Annotated in this window: 9 protein-coding genes and 6 pseudogenes; 7 read left to right on the top strand and 8 right to left on the bottom strand. The window is 60.9% G+C overall.

The window, feature by feature from the left end; all coding sequences use genetic code 11:
- The first annotated feature begins 113 nt into the window (after positions 1 to 113).
- A complete protein-coding gene (locus ACR9YP_RS10500; RefSeq protein ID WP_438102715.1) occupies positions 114 to 1313 on the top strand; it encodes an IS256 family transposase in 1200 nt (399 codons plus the stop codon).
- On the opposite strand, the gene bioD is transcribed toward ACR9YP_RS10500, so the two are convergent.
- The 4 genes and pseudogenes from bioD to ACR9YP_RS10480 form a co-directional block, all read right to left on the bottom strand.
- Positions 1241 to 1945 carry an ATP-dependent dethiobiotin synthetase BioD gene (gene bioD, locus ACR9YP_RS10495; protein WP_474219649.1) on the bottom strand — a complete coding sequence of 235 codons (705 nt, stop codon included), beginning with the start codon at positions 1943 to 1945 and terminating at the stop codon, positions 1241 to 1243. The genes ACR9YP_RS10500 and bioD overlap by 73 nt on opposite strands.
- Positions 1942 to 2404, bottom strand: a pseudogene (locus tag ACR9YP_RS10490) (aminotransferase class I/II-fold pyridoxal phosphate-dependent enzyme); the annotation flags it as partial. The gene bioD and the pseudogene ACR9YP_RS10490, both read right to left, overlap by 4 nt.
- 174 nt (positions 2405 to 2578) lie before the next feature.
- Positions 2579 to 3478: pseudogene (locus ACR9YP_RS10485) on the bottom strand (biotin synthase BioB).
- 638 nt (positions 3479 to 4116) lie between these two features.
- Positions 4117 to 4398: pseudogene (locus ACR9YP_RS10480) on the bottom strand (AMP-binding protein); the annotation flags it as partial.
- A 389-nt stretch (positions 4399 to 4787) separates the two neighbouring features.
- On the opposite strand from ACR9YP_RS10480, the gene ACR9YP_RS10475 reads away from it, so the two are divergent.
- On the top strand, positions 4788 to 5498 hold the full coding sequence (locus ACR9YP_RS10475) for an aspartate/glutamate racemase family protein (RefSeq protein WP_474219647.1): 711 nt from the start codon (positions 4788 to 4790) through the stop codon (positions 5496 to 5498).
- Between the two features lie 867 nt (positions 5499 to 6365).
- Here the strand turns inward: ACR9YP_RS10475 and ACR9YP_RS10470 are convergent.
- Entirely contained in the window at positions 6366 to 7478 is a 1113-nt protein-coding gene (locus ACR9YP_RS10470) for an IS110 family RNA-guided transposase (protein WP_474219646.1), read from the bottom strand.
- A 116-nt stretch (positions 7479 to 7594) separates the two neighbouring features.
- Positions 7595 to 8362: pseudogene (locus ACR9YP_RS10465) on the bottom strand (IS701 family transposase); the annotation flags it as partial.
- A 148-nt stretch (positions 8363 to 8510) separates the two neighbouring features.
- Between ACR9YP_RS10465 and tnpA the strand changes: the two are divergent.
- From tnpA to tnpC, 3 genes are read left to right on the top strand one after another with little or no spacing between them, the layout of a single operon-like run.
- The gene (gene tnpA, locus ACR9YP_RS10460) at positions 8511 to 8876 is read left to right on the top strand and encodes an IS66-like element accessory protein TnpA (protein WP_474219645.1); all 366 of its coding nucleotides are present in this window, start codon (positions 8511 to 8513) and stop codon (positions 8874 to 8876) included.
- Entirely contained in the window at positions 8873 to 9229 is a 357-nt protein-coding gene (gene tnpB / locus ACR9YP_RS10455) for an IS66 family insertion sequence element accessory protein TnpB (protein ID WP_018273742.1), read from the top strand. Before tnpA ends, tnpB begins: the two co-directional genes overlap by 4 nt.
- Positions 9230 to 9279: 50 nt before the next feature.
- The gene (gene tnpC / locus ACR9YP_RS10450; RefSeq protein WP_474219643.1) at positions 9280 to 10797 is read left to right on the top strand and encodes an IS66 family transposase; all 1518 of its coding nucleotides are present in this window, start codon (positions 9280 to 9282) and stop codon (positions 10795 to 10797) included.
- Here the strand turns inward: tnpC and ltrA are convergent.
- Positions 10725 to 12053 carry a group II intron reverse transcriptase/maturase gene (gene ltrA, locus ACR9YP_RS10445; protein WP_474219642.1) on the bottom strand — a complete coding sequence of 443 codons (1329 nt, stop codon included), beginning with the start codon at positions 12051 to 12053 and terminating at the stop codon, positions 10725 to 10727. The genes tnpC and ltrA overlap by 73 nt on opposite strands.
- 457 nt (positions 12054 to 12510) lie before the next feature.
- Between ltrA and ACR9YP_RS10440 the strand changes: the two genes are divergently transcribed.
- Both ACR9YP_RS10440 and ACR9YP_RS10435 read left to right on the top strand, forming a co-directional pair.
- On the top strand, positions 12511 to 12831 hold the full coding sequence (locus ACR9YP_RS10440) for a transposase domain-containing protein (protein WP_474219640.1): 321 nt from the start codon (positions 12511 to 12513) through the stop codon (positions 12829 to 12831).
- 285 nt (positions 12832 to 13116) lie between these two features.
- Positions 13117 to 13233 (top strand): annotated as a pseudogene (locus ACR9YP_RS10435) (UPF0149 family protein); the annotation flags it as partial.
- A gap of 270 nt (positions 13234 to 13503) precedes the next feature.
- Here ACR9YP_RS10435 and ACR9YP_RS10430 read toward each other — a convergent pair.
- A pseudogene (locus ACR9YP_RS10430) lies at positions 13504 to 14178 on the bottom strand (IS701 family transposase); the annotation flags it as partial.
- Positions 14179 to 15117 lie beyond the last annotated feature (939 nt).

Here is a 15117-nt window from a genome sequence, read left to right as displayed (position 1 = left end):
CGCGACGCGCGCCCCACATAGCGCCGTAGCGAGCGAGCGGCTTTGGGGGTGGCCACCGATGATTCGTCGGTAAGGTTTGGGTTGCGACACCAACCTGATTCGAGGAACCACCGATGACCGACGACATGATGAACCTGCGTGCGCTCGTGGAGAAGACCCCAGATGCCGATCTGTTGCGCGAGATGATCGGCTTTGCCGCCCACCGGCTGATGGAGCTGGAGGTCGAGGGCCTGACTGGGGCCGCTTACGGCGAGAAGAGCTCGGAGCGTCAGATCCAGCGCAATGGCTACCGCGATCGGAGCTGGGAGACCCGTGCCGGCACGGTCGAGCTGCGCATCCCCAAGCTGCGCAAAGGTTCCTACTTCCCGGGCTTCCTCGAGCCGCGGCGGATGGCCGAGAAGGCGCTCACGGCCGTGGTGCAGGAAGCCTACGTGCAGGGCGTCTCGACCCGCTCGGTCGACGATCTGGTGCAGGCGATGGGCATGAGCGGCATCTCCAAGAGCCAGGTGTCGCGGCTGTGCGGCGAGATCGACGACAAGGTGAAGGCCTTCCTCAATCGCCCGATCGAGGGCGACTGGCCCTATCTGTGGATCGACGCCACCTACGTGAAGGTCCGCCAGAATGGGCGCATCGTCTCGGTCGCGGTGATCATCGCGGTCGGGGTCAACGGCGACGGCCGACGCGAGGTGCTCGGCATGGATGTCGGCCCGTCCGAGGCGGAGACGTTCTGGACCGCGTTCCTGCGCAAGCTGGCCCGCCGTGGCCTGCGCGGTGTCAAGCTCGTCGTCTCCGATGCCCATGAGGGGATCAAAGCCACGGTCGGCAAGATTCTCAACGCCACCTGGCAACGCTGCCGCGTCCACTTCATGCGCAACGCGCTGGCGCATGCCGGCAAGAGCGGGCGGCGGGTGGTCTCCGCCTTCATTGCCACCGCCTTTGCCCAGGACGACGCTGAAGCGGCACGGGCGCAGTGGCGGCGCATCGCTGATCAGCTACGCCCCAAACTGCCGAAGCTCGCGGCGTTCCTCGATGAGGCCGAGACCGACGTGCTCGCCTACATGAGCTTCCCGGCCGCGCACCGCGCCAAGCTGCACTCGACCAATCCGCTCGAACGGGTCAACGGCGAGATCAAGCGGCGAACCGAAGTGGTCGGTATCTTCCCCAATGAGGATGCCATCACCCGTCTGGTCGGTGCCATCCTGCTTGAACAGAACGACGAGTGGGCGGTCCAGCGCGGCCGCTACATGACACTGGAAACGATCGCGCCGTTGGGCGATGATCCCGCCGTCAGCTTCCCGGCAATCGCCAGCTGACCGATCCGGCCCAGGCCGGCGAATGCGGTGACCCACCGCCAGTTACACCACGCCCAGGGACACGATCCACTCTGAAGCGCCTCTGGTGTGAGGGGAGACATTCGGGGTAATCGCCCGAACCAGCGCACGCGGCCAATCTCACGAATTGCCGTCTGAGTTTCCGGATTGCGTTCACCGATAAACGCAATACCTAGAATGCTAATCTGCCGCTTTCGAAGAGCCTCTATCGACAGCAGCGAGTGATTGATAGTACCGAGTTCTGTGCCGGCACAAAGAACGAACACGTCGATATAGAGTGTATTCCCAGCAAGCGGAACCATAAGCCCGCCAGTACCCTCTATGACGAGAGGCCGTCCTCCCGTGTCTGGCGGAGAAGCCGCATCGATGCGAACTCCGTCAATTTCGGCAGACTGGTGGGGCGATTCGGGCGTTCGAACCCGATAGAGCTCCGGCACAATTCGATCGGGTGAGAGGCGCCCCAACCTCGTGACGGTCTCGGTATCGGTCTCTCCTTCGAGGCCGGCCTGTATCGGCTTCCAATAGTTCGCGCCGAGAAGATCAGATAGGCCCGCGGCGAAAACAGTCTTTCCAACCCCAGTATCTGTACCGGTCACCACGATCCGCAAGCTCATCGAGCCCTCTCCATTGTCTCCTCAGCGAGCGCATCGACTATGGAGGCCACATCATCCTCATCGACGTTCAGCGTCAGTGAAATTCGCAAGCGCGCCGTTCCCTCCGGTACTGTGGGCGGCCGAATTCTCCGAATATCGAAGCCGCGATCCTGAATCGCAGAGGCGAGCCGCATCGTAGGAGCATTGTCGCCATACGATGTATGGGGGGATCTGCGAGCTAAAATGGCATCGCACGCCGCGGGCTTCCATCTTTCGCTGCGTGAATGCAACCAACCTTGCGAGGCGCCGCTGGTGCTCGGGTTCCTGCTGCAGGATGAAGAGTGCCTCGCGAAGGGCAACGGCAATTAAGGGTGATGGCGCGGTAGCAAAGATAAACGGACGACAACGATTGATCATAAAGTCGCGTAGCACACCGGAAGCAGTGACAAGCGCTCCCGCCACTCCCAGCGCCTTGCCGCAGTTAGATGCCGCCGAGTTGGTTACGGCATGGGCCTGACATTTTTGGGACGGTAGGATGCGATTTTCCGAGTATTGCAACTCGGTCCTGGTCATTGGGGCCTAATCGATCTTGCTCCATCAGCATACCCTACATTCTCATCTGCACTGGTTTTGCTTGCTCCGCGATCGCCTTCCTCAGGTAAGGCTGGACGTGATGCCGAGCCGGTCGAGCAAATTTGCGTCGCGATCGCGCCGCGGGTTTTTGGTCGTCAAGAGCAGATCGCCGATGAAGATCGATTCGCAGCGTCAGAAAGCACAGCGCCTGCAGTTCATCGGTCATATATATTGGCGTCCGGCGGACAGCCGCACGACTCCCTTTGGCATCATGATCCGCGCCGTCGCGACCACGCGGACCAGCGCGATCGGATCGGGACGCTCCGCGGTGTCATCGACCGGGCCGCCCTTGACCTCGTTCCACAGGTTGAGCGGCACGCTTTGCGGATCAGGGCGAGAAATTGGCGAGCAGCACGAGCATGCCGAGTCGGTCCTCGACGTGCTCGCCCATACCGACAATGCCGCGGCTGCACACCTTCACGCCGGCATCGCGGATATATGCAAGCGTGTCGATACGGTCCTGCAATGTGTGGGTGGCGATAATCTTGTCGTAGTAATCCGGTGACGTGTCGACCTGTGCGACAAAGCCGTCCGCGAGACGTTCCGTTGTGATCGTACAAATCGAGCCCGGCCTCGGAGAGCCGTTTGGACTGCTCGGCGTCAGCATGCCGAGCCTGACAGAGGTGTCCAAGCCGAGACCCCTAACCGCGCCGATCATGTCGCAGACCCGATCGAGATGGCGGTCTTTTGGATGCGCCAAGCCGAAGCCATGCAGAAGCGCCCTCCGGTCTTGATGCTGAGCAGGCTTGCGGCTTCAATGCGGCTTGGATTGAAATGCTGGCGATGAACGTTCTGCGCCCGAAACGTCAGATCGGCAAATGGTAGACGATAGATGGCTTTTGCCTCCGCGCGCGTCCAACCACCGCGAACCGGCGAGCTCTTGTCACTCACATTCGATCCAGCTCCTACGTCAGCAATCATTAGCGCCCCTCCTGTACAGCGAACCGATCGTAGATAGCCTCGCCACTTGTCAACTGCTGCTGATCAGAATGCATGTTAATTGAGGGCCGAGAACTGCGACGCTCCGAGCCCCTTATATTAATGAACGCTCTCAGTTGAGGCCTGCGAACAATAAACCGGGCCTAAGGAACGAAGATCGCGAAGAATCGAGGGATCATTGCAGAAATCCTGCACTTCCGAGCGACTATGCTGCTTCAGACACGAGCACACGGCTATTGCCGGACTCGTTGCCAAATCAATCAGAGATTCTTGTCCGCGGCGCGCCGCAGCCCTATGCACCGCTCAGGCAGGATTGTCTCGCGGCGATTCAGGTCACGTTCGAGTATCGAGCGACACGCGACTTGTATCCACAGGCCTAACAGGTGAAGGAGATTGCCGAGATGCGGGTAGTCGAAGTGGCTGCCCGCGCAATGCGGCTCGCAAGTTTAGTTCCGGTCCTGGGATGTTGTGTCCAGCGGGGCTGATCCGAAGATAGTTATGCAATCTGCTTACGCTAGATATCCAATATTCGTCACATAGTCTTGTTCAGCGCCGAGATAACGTCTGGATCGATCAGATCATTGAAGCCTCGCTGTTCTCACCAGAATCCCGATTACGTGCATATGAGCGATGGGCAACTCCAAGTACTGCGACAGGAATACCGCGACGCGATCGCCGCGCGTTAGCCCATCGGCCTTCAGCGCATTGGCGAGATGGGCGACATCTCCGCAATCTCGTCGAAGGAGATGCGTCTAGTCGCGCCGTTCTCGTCAACAAAGATAAACGCGAACCGGCGGCGCCGGCGTGGCGATCGCAACAGGCTTCCGCCATGTTGAACCCGGCCAGGATGTCCCAGCGGAAGTTACGGTAGAGCTCCCATAGGTTGCTGCTAAGGTCAACATGGCTGCGGGAGTTTCCTTCTTGCAGCGTGGCTGCGTCGCCAATGAGGCGCTTCTTTTGTTCGCCAATTAGGCGCGTAGACGCCCGAGACAAGCCCGGGCATGAGAATAGGATGCATCTTGCCTCTTCCGGTCATTCCGTGGCGGTCCGCAGGCCCACTGCGCGCCATGCGGCATGCCGAATTCATCACCTTGTGGAAGATCTCCGCCTTCCAACGCAAGGCGTACCAGCCGCGGCTTCTCGATAGGCCAAGCGATTTCGGGGACCGGAAGGTTAGTCCGTAGGCTCGCGCAGAAAAAAAGCACCCCTCCCCCCTTTGAGGTCGCATAACCTATCGGAATTCGCAAGAATGGTGCGATAATGGTGAGAAAGCCGGTATACTGGAGGCATGATGAGCGCCGCTGTGAAAACGCTGGGAATTCTCCGGCTCGACCGATTCCTACCCCCCGGTACAGTTGCGGCGGAGCCTCCGGACGGTTCAATTCTCAACCCATTGACCTTTGAATTTCCCACCATCTCCGAAGTCGTGGCTGGAGCGGGTGTCGAGCAGGTTGTCAAAGGGGATCCCAGCTTAGAGCCGGCCTTCATAGCTGCGGCGAACAGACTGGTTGACAGCGGCGCGGCAGTTATTACGAGTACCTGTGGCTTTGCGATCAGACATCAAAAAGCATTGTCGCAGGCGGTTTGCGTGCCGGTCGTGACATCAAGCTTGCTTTTGCTGAGTCTACTGCTGCGGCAACTTCCACATAAAGCTAAGATTGCAATCCTAACATATGACTCGAGGCATTGCAGTGAAGATTTGTTTTATGTTGAACACGAAGCTGACCGCCGCAGAATTGTAATTGGCGGCATCGAAGGCGGGAAGTTTTGGCACGACGAGCTGAAGCGCCCTCCGCCCCCGGTCGATGTTCAATCCATCGAACAGGATGTTGCTGCTTGCATTCAGCGATTGCGGGTTTCAGAGCCGGAGATCGCTTTGATATTGTTTGAATGTGCTGCATTTCCATCGGTCTCGGCGTCGATCCGCCGGCTGACGAAACTCCCAGTCTACGACATTACAGACCTGTGCCGAATGACAATGGCCGCTGTCACTATCAGTTGAATGCCGGGCCAAGCGGCCAGTTGATGAACTGCGGATGTTCCTTCTTCCTAAATCCTATCGCTGTCGACCTAATTAAAGGAGGAAAGCGTCTATAGGTAGTTTCTCGTTTGCAGTTCAGCAAGGCTGATAGCCTCCGCCTCCTCGCTTTGAATTTAGCCTATGTCGGGGATGCGGAGACGAGCAAGAAGCACGGAGGCAATGGTTTCGGCGATTGAGTTTTGCTCCAGATACAGCGTGAATGATGCGACCTCTACAAGTGGGATCCCCACGTGTGGTGGCATGAGGTGAAACACGCGGGGAGTGACGAGCGATCCGGCTCGCTTTTTAGATATGTGGCTTGGAGGCTCGGGTTCGCGTCGGCAAAGAAACGACGAAATGGCGCCCAGCCGAGGTCACGGTTAGGCCGAACTAAGGGATGACGGCTCACTCCAAGGGGAGATCTGCCTCCTCAATGGCGACAACATCCCATTCATCGCGCGCCATTCAAAGGTTTAGAGGCTCTCGCGCATCGCTCCGCCGGTTAAGTCGTGGTGCTTGTGAATCACGATGCGAAGCGCTTCGCTACCGATTTGTTCAACAGCCTGCTCTCATGTTTGCTGTCAAGGGACTCGATCAAGCGGAGCCGCTTCCGGCTGAGCGCCCGGACGCTGGACTTCGAAGGTGCCCACGGTAGGAGGCAGGGCCAAGAGACGACGGTTGATCAAGCTCTCATGCGCGGGTTGGGTACCGCATGACCGTGGTTTCGTCTTGGGGCTGCCTCGGTCTAGGGGGCGAGCGTCGGACAACGCCGGCTCATAACAGGCCACGAGGATTCCCCACCGCGCCCTGCCTCCTGCCCTGGGCACCGATATGGTCGAGCAGCGCTCTTCAGGCGGCCGGCCTGAGTTGCACTTGACGAGTGATCGCCCACAGGAAGCCGACCATCTCGCGTGCAATGGCGGTGGTGACGATCACCTTGGGTTTGCCGGCCGCCGACAAGCGGCGATAGCGGGCGCAGAGCCTGACCTGGGCCTTCCAAGCGATATCGCGGATAGCTTGAGGCAGGCGCTCGTTACGGTCATGGAGCTTGCGACTGACGCGGGCTTGCATGCGATAGGTCCATGCCCCCTCGATCAGAGCCCGCCTGGCCAGAGCGTTGCCAGCCTTGGTGATGCCGCCGCGTCGGATGCTTGCGCCGCTCGAATGCTCCGACGGCACGAGGCCGAGAAAGGCCATCAACTGGCGGGGATTGTCGAAGCGGGAGAAGTCGCCGACCTCGGCAACCACCGTCACGGCAACGATGAAGGCGACGCCGCGCATGGCCTGCACGGCCTCTACGAACGGCGTCATCGACCATTGTGGCGCCAGCTCCTCGATCCGCTTGGTCAAGCAGTCCACACGGGCCTCAGCGTCGGTCACGGCATGAATGTAGTCCTGCAGAACGATTTGGCTCGCCGGGTGATCGAAGCGCACCGTGGTGAGCCAGCGACGATAAGCCAGAGTCCACCCCTTCTTCCCGGCATAGATGCGGCCATGTCGCAGCAGGAAGCCTTGGAGATGTTGCCGCGCCTTGCCGAGCACACGCATCGCCGTGGCGCGGGCTCTCACCAAGTCGCGCATGGCCCCATGCGCCGCATCCGGAACCCACACGGCTGTCAGTTCGCCGCTTCGGTGCAGCTTGGCCAGCATCGCCGCATCGCGCCGGTCGGTTTTTACCCGATCCCCGGCCTTCATCGGGATCAGCGAGGGGGCCACCACGATGCAGTTGTGCCCCAGGCCCGTCAGTTGTCGATGCAGGCCATAACCGCAGGGTCCGGCTTCGTAACAAAAACTTACCTGCCGGTCACTCTTGCCAAGCTTCTTCGCCAGCTTGGCGATTTGGTCAGCGCGATTAGGGATGATCCCCAAGTTGCGAACTTCCCCGCCGCGCATCGCTTCGGTCACCGCAACCGAAATCGTCGCCTTGTGCACATCCAGCCCCACGAAAATGCTATCGTTCATCAGGCCCGCTCCCCATGCTTGAGGCTCGGCGCCGGACCATCCGGCGCAACCCTCGATAGGAGCTTGCCGCGGGGCGGGCCGCCCGTCACCTCAGAGGGCAAACATAGGGTCTAGTCTTACTGCGTCACAAACGGTGGTCTGTGGAGTGGGCGAACTTGATTGCACAACAAGGACATCTCGACAGCGTTCGGACCAACCCTTGTTCGAGCCGCCGTCGCATCGTCGTAATCGAATTTGGAATGTGACGTTCGGTCCGAAGCGGCAGAACCGCGGGGTCTGTAATCCGCGGAAACGCGAGCGAGCGGGATCGGCCGGGGGCGCCGAGTGCCTGAGGGGGGAATCGTCTCCCGCTCCGAGATCAGGAATCCGTAGGCTGCAATGCACATCGTTGCGTGATGATGAAAGCCGCGCCAGCCGGGTCCCTCGAAGTGGCCAAGCCCGACCTCCTGCTTGAGTTCCTGATAGTCGCGTTCGATACGCCAGCGCAATTTAGCCGTCTCAACGAGAGTCCGGAATGCCACATCCTCCGGCAATGTCGAGAGCCAGTATTTGGTAGGCTGGTCCTCGCCTTTCGGCCATTCGATCAGCAACCATTCCTCCAATCGCTGGCTGGTTTGCCAATAGTCACGGTGCGCGGCACGGACCCGCACGCGGGCAAAGCGCGAGCTCAGCTTTTCGTTCGCTCCTTGCCGCCACGTGATGGTGCGCCAAGCTTTGGCCGGCAGGCCGATTGCGAGCGCTTTGACGGCGGCCGGCTGATGCTGACGGTTGCGGCGCATCAGTTTCGGTGGACGGCCGCGGCCCGACCATGGCTTCGACGGCAAGGGACCGGTGCCGGGCGCCCATACCGTTGTGCTCGACAGAAGAGCCGCCACATAGGTCAATCGATAGCGGTACGACGACCCCACCTCGTTTAGGTGGACGGGATGAGCGAGACTCGCGCGTGGATTTGACAACGCGAGGGACGCTCATTCCATGCATCAAGACAGACATCAAGACAGGCATGATGCCGCCTCCTATCAGCGGATCGAGATGATCACGGGGGAGAGGCGACGGCGCAGTTGGAGCGATGCGGAGAAGGCGCGGATCGTGGCCGAGAGCGCCGATCCGGAGACGAGCATTTCCGAGGTGGCTCGACGCAACGGGGTCAACCGGGGACTGCTCAGTGTGTGGCGGCGCCAGGCGCGGCTCGCGTCGAGCGAAGCGCCGCAGTTCGTGCAAGTCAGGCTCGACGCCGCCGTCGAGGCGCAGCCGAACGCGATCGATAAGGCGCATGTTCTGGTGAGTCCGGCCGAACGGATCGAGGTGATGATCGCGGGCGCGACGGTGCGCGTGCCCGTCGGCGTCGACGCCGCGACGCTGGAGCGCGTGCTGGCGGCGGTGAGGTCGACGCGATGATCTCGTTTGGTCCAATGGTCCGTGTGTTCGTCGCGACGCAGCCGATTGACTTTCGCAAAGGCGTTCATGGCCTGGTCGCGCTGGTAGCGGAGGGATTAGGCGGCAAGCCCTACAGCGGCGACGTTTATGTCTTCCGATCGAAGCGATCGGATCGTTTGAAGCTACTGGTTTTTGACGGCTCTGGAATGGTTCTAGCGACGAAGTGGCTCGAGAATGGGGGCTTCGCCTGGCCACCTGTTCGCGAGGGTACGATGCCGGTGACGGGGGCGCAACTGGCGATGCTGATTGAAGGTCTTGCGGAGTGGTCGCGTGTGGTCCCGAAGGTGACGAAGCGGCCGACGAAAGTTGCCTGAATCGTCTTGTTTTGCTGGCGATTGCGAGTGTGTTCGTGTAGCTCTGCGATATGGCGCTTCGCCCTGAAGATCTCCCCTCTGACCCTGCGGCTCTCGCCGAGATGGTGCTGGCTTTCGAAGGCGAGAACGACGATCTGCGCGCAGAGATCGCCACGTTGAAGAGCCTGATCTTCGGCGCGCGATCGGAGCGCTCGGCAATCGTCTGCGCTGAACAGATCGCGCTCGATCTGGAACGGACCGCGGGCGCGCAGCCTCCGGCCAATGACGACAAACCGGACGCGCCGAGACCGAAGCGGCGCAAAGCGAGGCGCAACATCGGCGCGCTGCCGGCGCATCTGCCCCGAGTCGAGCGGGTGATCGAGCCCGCGTCCACGCTGTGCCCGTGCTGCACGGGTCAGATGCATCGGATCGGCGAGGAGAGCAGCGAAGCGCTCGATCGGGTTCCCGCGTGGCTGCGTGTGCTCCGCACGATCCGTCCAAAATACGCCTGCCGCTCCTGTGAGGGCCCGATTGTCCAGGCCCCGGCACCGGCGCGGCTCGTCGAGGGCGGCATGGCGACGACGGCGCTGATCGCGCATATCGCCGCGGCCAAATATGCCTGGCAATCGACGCTCTACCGCCAGACGCAGATCCTGGCGGGCCAGGGTGTCGTCGTCGACCGTCAGACGCTGGCGCGCTGGATGGGGAGCGCGGCGTGGCTGGTCAGGGGCCTCTACGATCTGCAACTGAAGACCATGCATGGCTTCGAGCGGCTGTTCTGCGACGAGACGCCGATGCCAGTTCTCGATCCGGGACGCGGCCGCACGAGGATCTGCCAGTTCTGGGCGCACGCGACGGACGATCGGGCGTGGAAGGGGCCGGCGCCGCCGGCGGTCGCCTACGTGTTCGCAGGCGGTCGCGGCAAGAAGGAGATCGTGGCGCAGTTGGCCGGCTTCGAAGGCGTGCTGCAAGTCGACGGCTATGCCGCCTACGCCTCGCTGGCCGGCGATGCGAAGATGTCGGGCCAGATCCAGCTAGCGTATTGTCTCGTTCACGCGCGCCGCAACTTCGTGAGGGTGCACAAGACGACGAACTCACCCTTCGCCGCGGAGGTCATCGAGCGCGTTGCGGCCGTCTACGCGATCGAGGAGAGGATCCGCGGTCTCGACGCTGGGGAACGCCGCGCGACGCGACAGGCCGAGACGAAGCCGCTGATGGAGGCGTTGAGGGCCCGTCTGATCGCGGTGAAGGACGGGATCTCCCGCCGCTCGACGCTCATCAAGGCGATCGACTACATGCTCGAACGCTGGCAGGGCCTGACGGCATTCCTGGATGACGGGCGGCTCGAGCCGGGTAGAGTCGACGACTGGCGCGGTGACCGTAGGTCGCGAGGCTTTACTGGTCCGGCTGCTTTCGCCAGTTGCCGGTGTCGCAGTTCGCGCCATAGTTCCGTTTCCAGTCGCCGCTCGTCAAACCGGGCATGCAGATTTCCCGCACCCGGCTTTCACTTGTCTCATCAGGCCTTCGCGCTCGATCGGTCGTTACGACGAGTCGGGACGCGGAAGAGTTTGAGCGTATCATGCAGGTAATCCTGCGGATACTCTTTGAAGCCCCTGCCACGTTTTCCTGCTCGTTGCATCAACCAGTGCCGCAGACGCCTATCGACGTGTTGCCTGATGAAATCATAGGTCTTCATGACAGGACCTTGGTCGAAGTAGCCGCACCAGCCACGAAGAAGGCGACTGATGACGACGACAGTGTTCTCCGGTGTGTCCGGGTACCACTGCGGCGTCGTGCGTTCGTGGATTCGTCGGAGCAATCTCATGACCGCCTTCTTGGACGGACGCGTGCCGATGAAGGCTTGTCCATCCTTTCCGTAGAACCGCCCGATCGTGTAGCCGAGGAACGTGAATCGTTCCGTCGGCAATCGAGCGATGCGGGTCTTGGTCTCGTTCACCTCCAGCCCGAGCCTGTTCATCAGTACCGTCATTCGTTTCATCGCCGCCTCGGCTTGGCCGGGGCGGCAACAGATCACGAGGTCGTCGGCATAGTTGACGACGTAGGCGTCGAGTTGTTCTTGGTGTCCGTGGTCGCGCCAGGCCAGCAGAAAGCGTCGGAAGTAAATGTTCGCCAGCAATGGACTCAGAGGAGAGCCTTGCGGGGTCCCTTTCTTAAACTTGCGCGCATCTGCCGTCTGTATCGTCCGTCTTCCGCTCCGTTCAACTACCGGGACTGTCAACCAGCCTTTGATAGTCGAGAGGAGTCGTCCGTCGGCGATCCGTCGTGTCAGGCATCGCATCAGCGGATCGTGTGGAATCGACGTGAAATAGTCGCGTAAATCTGCATCGACTACCTCGCGGCGTCCTCGGTCCTTGATATGCCAAAACACGCGGCGCACGGCCATCTTGGCGTCCAGCTTCGGACGAAATCCATACTGGTTGTCCAGCAGGTCCACATCGAAAATGGGACCGATCACTAAGACCGTAGCCATCATGACGAGTTTGTCACGAATACACGGAATTCCGAGTGGTCGGCGTCCGCCATTGCTCTTTGGTATCCATACTCTCAGAAGGGGCTTGGGATGGTAGGTGCCATCCTTCAGCTCCTGTCTGATACTTTCCAGCCATCGCTCTTGTCCCTCGGTTTCAATCTGTTCGAATGTTATGCCGTCCACCCCGGGGGAGCCGTCGTTTTCACGACACCTTTGGTAAGCTTCTTCCATGACATCCGATCGGCAGATTTTGTCCCACAGGGAGTAGAAGCGGTATGCCGGTTCGGTCTTAGCTTTCGCCTGTAGCGAGCTCTGCAGCTTCTGAACGCTTAGTTCCGGTGTTGATAGACTCATCGTCAATCGCCGTGCTCTCCGCTTCGTTCTCGCTTGATACAAGTCAGGGCCCCTTCCCTCTTCCGGCGTTAGCCGGTGTCATAGGTAGTACGGACCCATCCGCCATCTGCCGCCGCCGACGCTGGCCCTCACGGGTTCGTCGTTGTCCGGCCTCATCATCCTTCGTCGGCAGCAGACTTCCCTTGTTGCCCACTGTCCATGTCCCGCGCGTGCTGCCACCACTACTCCGGTGGGATCCTGGGGTGCTTTTCTCGCTCGCTTCCCCCCGGACGCCGGCCTTCCCCGTTAGAATGGCGGGTCGGCTCCCACGATGACGCTTTCGGAGCCTGCTCAGTGTTTACTCGCAAGTTGCGGCCCGCGCGGACCGATGACCCCCAAAAGGGGCCTTTTCTCAGAGTGCTTCAGGTCATTCGTCGCCTCCTGACCCGCTCCGAGTACTTCCGGCTGGAGCGAGAGTTTGCCGGCCTGGACTTTCACCAGGGAGAACAGTGCGCCTTGGCAAGGCACACACACCAACACGGTCGAGCGATCGATCAGACCAATTGCGATCGGAAAAAAGAACTCGTTGTTCAGTGGTGACGAAGGCGGGGGCGAGACCTGGGCGATACTCGCTTCGCTTCTTAACACAGCGAAATTGAATGGCCTCGACCCCGAGGCGTATCTCGTCGACGTTCTCGATCGCATGGTGAGCGCCGCCACGAAGACCAACCAGCTTCACGAACTTCTGGCCTGGAACTGGAAGGCCGCGCGCGAAGCCGAAAAGCGAGCCGTGGCATGACGAAGCCGAAGCAACGGCGGGGAACGCGAAAAGCACGCAAGACGACGATGGCGGACTATGCCATGTCGTTCGAACGGCTCGGGCAATGGATCAGCGAGCGCGCCAGGTCGCCGACGCTTCGGCATCCGCGGGCGACGTCGCTCTCCATGCTCGACGGCGCGGTGGCCGCGGTCGTCGCCGGGCCGGTCTCGATGGCGTCCGAGGAATGGGTGTGCCCGCTCCTCGGCGTAGATCCCGACGCCTTATCACGACACCGAGGAGTTCTCGGCGATCGCCGCCACGCTGATGCGCCACAACGCAATCGGCGAGACGCTGTCGACGAGACCGGAGAGCTTCGAGCCGCTGTTCGTGCGATCACCGGACGGCGAAGTCGACCCGCAGCCCTGGTGCATGGGCTTCTATGCCGTCATGAAGCTTCGGCTTCTCGTCTGGTCGCGGCTTCTCTCCCCGAACGGAACCGAACACCTTATGCTGCGGCCGATCTTGGTCCATTGCATCGACGACGCCGGTCGGCCCTTGCTACCTCCGGCCCGGCGCACGCCATTGTCCAAAACGCCTGGCGCGACATTCCAGCAACCGTCGAGGCCCTGCGCCAGTTCTGGATGCCTATACGCTTCAAGCGCGGTGCGTAGGCCGTCCGCACCAAATCCGTGGCCCTCTCGTACCGTTTACGGTCAATCCCAGCGCCGTGATCTCCGCGCGCAGATCGCTGTTGTTGCCATAGCCCGCGTCCATCAGCACGACACCACGCGGAAGGCCGGTCGCACAGGCCCACCGCAACTGCTCCAGCGCGATCTCCGGCTTGGTCCGGAAGCCGACTTCGGCAGGAATGCCCACCTTGCGCCGCCGATCGCAATCCTCAGTCCATTCCTTCGGAAGATAAAGGCGATAGGCAACAGGCAGGCTGGCGTGGTGATTGGCAATCGATAATGACACCGCCACCTGGCAATTATCCTGCTTGCCGAGCTGCCCGCAATATTGCCGTGCAACTCCAACCGAATGTCGCCCCTGCTTGGGAAATCCGGTGTCATCGATGATCCAAGCTTCGATCGGGCCCTGGCGTTCGATCGCCGGCAGGACCATCTCACGTACCTTGCCCAGCACCTTCTCATCCGACCAGGCGCCGCTGCCGACGAAATGCAGCAGCGATTGATGTTGGGCGGCCGTCCGTTCCGGAGCCGTCATCGCCGCCATTGGCTCCACGCTCTTACGATCGCCACAGGCCATGAGGCCGACGCAATAGTCGCGCAGCGGTGCCTTCCGATCAGCATGACCGATGACGCTAGCAAGCCCTTCCAAATACGCCGCAAATCGCATCTCACTGGTCTTGGTGCCACGCCCGCTCATGTCGGCCTTCCCGGTTGATGGTCCATGCGTCGACCATCGCTGATTCCGGCCGGACAAAGCCTGCGGTTTTGTGACTCAGTCAGACTAGAGCGGCGTAAGCTCGAGCGCCTGTTGGCCTTGCCATGCTAGACGTCTCGACCATCCGCGAGATGCTCGAAAAACACTGCTGAACGCCTGGCTCTAGGAGGACCGCCGAAGCCGAATGATTGAAGGCATGGATATTCGCCGCCCCGCACTCCCAGAGTGGTCGCCATGAAGCACGGATTTACCGCTTCGTTCGACGCGGGGAGACGACTTTGGCCTGCCAAGCGGCAGCGGGATTTGGCGGCCGGACGTCGGCGCTTCAGCCACCACAGACTGCACTTTCTACAAGGCGACGGTGTGGGTGTGAAGTGTAAGAAGCACAGCGGCAGACGCGCCGAGCTGAACCGGATCCGCTCGTTGAGTCCTTTAGCAAAAGTGGTACGCGATCGGTCAACTCTGATCCTTGCGCTAGATTGCCTCTCATTGCTGCCTGCAAGCCGGCCGGTTTTCTGCCCGCTGCGATCCAGCACTAATCGATAACTCAAGCCCACGTTTGGGCTGAGCTCATCAAGGCCCCCGTAAACGGCACAGTGTTGGAGTATTCCGGCTTCGGACCTCTCGGCGAGATTAAGCAAATAAAAGCCGGTTGCGCGGCATAACTGTCCCGACTTCTAGCAACTTGCACCAATGCCACTCTTGCATCTCTCGCTATCCGCTAAATGGCCGGCCAAAAGAAAGATCATTGTTTATGTCGACTAACGCGCTTAGTCGTTCGTAACGCGGCTTCCCAATCGCCCAGTTCCTCGAGCGCCGTTCAACGCGCGTCTTCGCTGGCGAAGCGACAAGCGGGCGTGAAATTATGTGAATCTTAGAGGGGGCACGCCGGGCGCCCGGCCCGCGGATCTCAAGTTCAGT

Source organism: Bradyrhizobium sp. BR14999 (assembly GCF_056106085.1).
Note: the sequence above shows the minus strand (reverse complement) of the source record. Positions and strands in the feature narration are given on the sequence as shown.